Source organism: Mesorhizobium sp. M7A.T.Ca.US.000.02.2.1 (assembly GCF_003996995.1).
Lineage (GTDB): Bacteria > Pseudomonadota > Alphaproteobacteria > Rhizobiales > Rhizobiaceae > Mesorhizobium.
This window is the reverse complement of sequence record NZ_RZTT01000008.1, coordinates 1-2,500: the sequence shown is the minus strand read 5'-3', so window position 1 is coordinate 2,500 and position 2,500 is coordinate 1. Positions and strand designations below refer to the sequence as shown.

Annotated in this window: 1 protein-coding gene and 1 pseudogene; one reads left to right on the top strand and one right to left on the bottom strand. The window is 64.1% G+C overall.

What is annotated here, in order from left to right; all coding sequences use genetic code 11:
* Window positions 1–104 precede the first annotated feature (104 nt).
* A complete protein-coding gene (locus EOD15_RS01740) occupies window positions 105–2,072 on the top strand; it encodes a M23 family metallopeptidase (protein WP_164748944.1) in 1,968 nt (655 codons plus the stop codon).
* A gap of 6 nt (window positions 2,073–2,078) precedes the next feature.
* Here the strand turns inward: EOD15_RS01740 and EOD15_RS01735 are convergent.
* Window positions 2,079–2,500 (bottom strand): annotated as a pseudogene (locus tag EOD15_RS01735) (MFS transporter); the annotation flags it as partial.

Below are 2,500 nucleotides of genomic sequence, written 5' to 3'. Positions count from 1 at the left end.
CGGAGCCTGGCGCTTCGTTGACTTCACCTGCCATGACAGGCAAATGTCACGGCCACAACAAAAGCGACAAGCCGTTCCGCCCGGGGAAGAAGCAGCCTTTCTGGATGCCAGACACGGAAGATGTCATAGCCGAACTCGGCAACGAGCCGCCGCTTATCGCGGATGGCCGCAGCGGCCCGCCCGACCGGCGCGAGGTTTCTGCACGCTGGCTGTCGGGTACATTTCTCACTGGCGTCACCTCAAGCGTGCTGATGGGCGTGGCGCTGTTCGCCGCCCTTGACGGCCGCCAGCAACTGGCCACCCCACCCGAGATCGCCGAGTTGATCAGCCTTGCCGGCAACGGGGATTCCGGCGAAGTCGCCAAGACCACCAGGCTGGTGGCGCCGCGTCAGATCGCAAAGGCCAAGGACCGCCGCCGCATGGAGGTGTCGATGGTCACCAAGGTCGGGGACCGCGACGTCATCCACACCATGCCTTTCGTCCAGATCAAGATGGCCCTTGCCGCCGGCCACACTACCAGCCGCGCCTACCCACCCTTCGACCCGATGCAGGTGTTCGGCGACGACAGCGACGACAATGCCCAGCCGGCGACGGCCTCTGCCGCTTCCGGCCAGATCTACGGCGCCAAGGTCGAAAGCGAGATGAGCCTGAAGACCGTCGATTTTCCGATCGAAACAGCTTCCTTCGACGAAAAGAGCGACCTCTCTGCCGACGAGGTGGAAAAAGTGGTGCGCGAAGCCGGCACCGACCTCAGCGACGGCGCCGTGCAGGTCGCTTCACTGCACTATGTCGACCCGCAGCGATTCGGCGAAGCTTTTGCCGAGAGCATGGCGGGCTCCTACGACGTCAAGATCGTGCCGGAAAATGTCTCGGTGGCGCCCCGTGCCACTGTTGACGACCAGGCGCCGGCTTTCGCCGAGGAAATCATCCCCTTCACCAAGGATCTCGACGTCACCGAGGCTTTTGCCAATTCGGGCTACACGGGTGAAGATGCCACCGGAATGGCCGAAGCTATCGCCAAGTTGCTCAACGCAACAGCGCTCAAAGCTGGAACCGTGCTGCGTGTCGGCCTCGAGGTTCACGGCGATGCCGCCAAGGTCGTGCGCACCAGCGTCTATGACCGGACCCAGCACATCGTCACCATCGCGCTCAACGATCGCGGCCAGTATGTGCCGGCGCAGGAACCGGATCCGAACCCCGAATTGCTGACGGCCTTCGATGATTCGTCGGCGCCCGTGGTGGTGCGCGGCAACCTGCCCAACGTCTATGACGGCATCTACCGCGCCGCCTATTCCTACGGCATGTCCAAGGCGATGACGCAGCGGTTGATCAAGTTGCTGGCGTCCGACGTCGACTTCCAATCCCGCCTCAGCCCCGCCGACCGCATCGAAGTCCTGTTCTCGCAGCCCGACGGTGACGACCAGACCTCGGACAGCTCCGAGCTTCTTTACGTCTCGGCGACGTTCGGCGGCCAGACCCGCAACTTCTACCGCTTCCAGATGCAGGACGGCGGCACCGATTATTTTGATGAGGACGGCTCGAGCGCCGAGCAGTTCCTGTTGCGCAATCCCCTGCCCGCCGGGAAATTCCGCTCCGGTTTCGGCGCCCGCAGGCATCCCATCCTCGGCTATGTCCGCATGCACACCGGCGTCGATTGGTCCGCCCCGATCGGCACGCCGATCATCGCCGCCGGCAACGGCACGGTCGAGAAGGTCGGCTGGGCCGGCGGCTACGGCAAGCAGATCATCATCCGCCATGCCAATGGCTATGAGACATCATACAATCACCAGAGCGCCTTTGCCAAAGGCATCGAACCGGGCGTGCACGTCCGCCAGGGCCAGACCATCGGCTTCCTCGGCCAGACCGGCCTCGCCACCGGCCCGCATCTTCACTACGAGCTGATCGTCAACGGCACCAAGGTTGATCCGATGCGTGTCCGCCTGCCGGTCGGCAAGGTGCTGAAGGGCGATGACCTCGTCGCCTTCAAGCGCGAGCGCGAGCGCATCGACGAACTGCTGAAGCAGGAAGACAGCGATTCGCTGAAGGTTGCGAGCGCCAAGATCGACGGTTGACCCGCTTCAGCCTTGCCGATCTTCGGCCTGTCGCGGCCATGGCAATCGCTCACCGGGAATGGTCGTCCAGGCGATGACAGCCGCAGTCAGGCAAAGCAGCGCGGTCACCGAAGAAACCGCGGCAAAAGCGGCATCGCTGGCGGCGAGCCTCGCCGCATCGATGGCCGGCGCAAGCCCGGCTGACGCCGGTTCACCAAATCCTGGGATGGCGGACGCTGCGCTCGCGTCCAGCGCATTCGCGTAAACCCATGCGGCAAGCGAGCCCATCGCCGCCACCGCGATCAGACCGCCGATGCGTGAGACGGCATTGTTGATGCCGGAGGCGGCCCCCGTGTCCTTGTCTTCCACCGCCGTCATGATCGCGGTCGACAAAGGCGACACGACCAGAGCCATGCCGAGCCCCATCAGCCCCATCAGCGGGAATATTC

Bases quoted from the DNA above. Each gene is read 5' to 3' on its own strand.
- EOD15_RS01740 (WP_164748944.1), top strand. From the start codon at position 105: ATGCCAGACACGGAAGATGTCATAGCCGAACTCGGCAACGAGCCGCCG.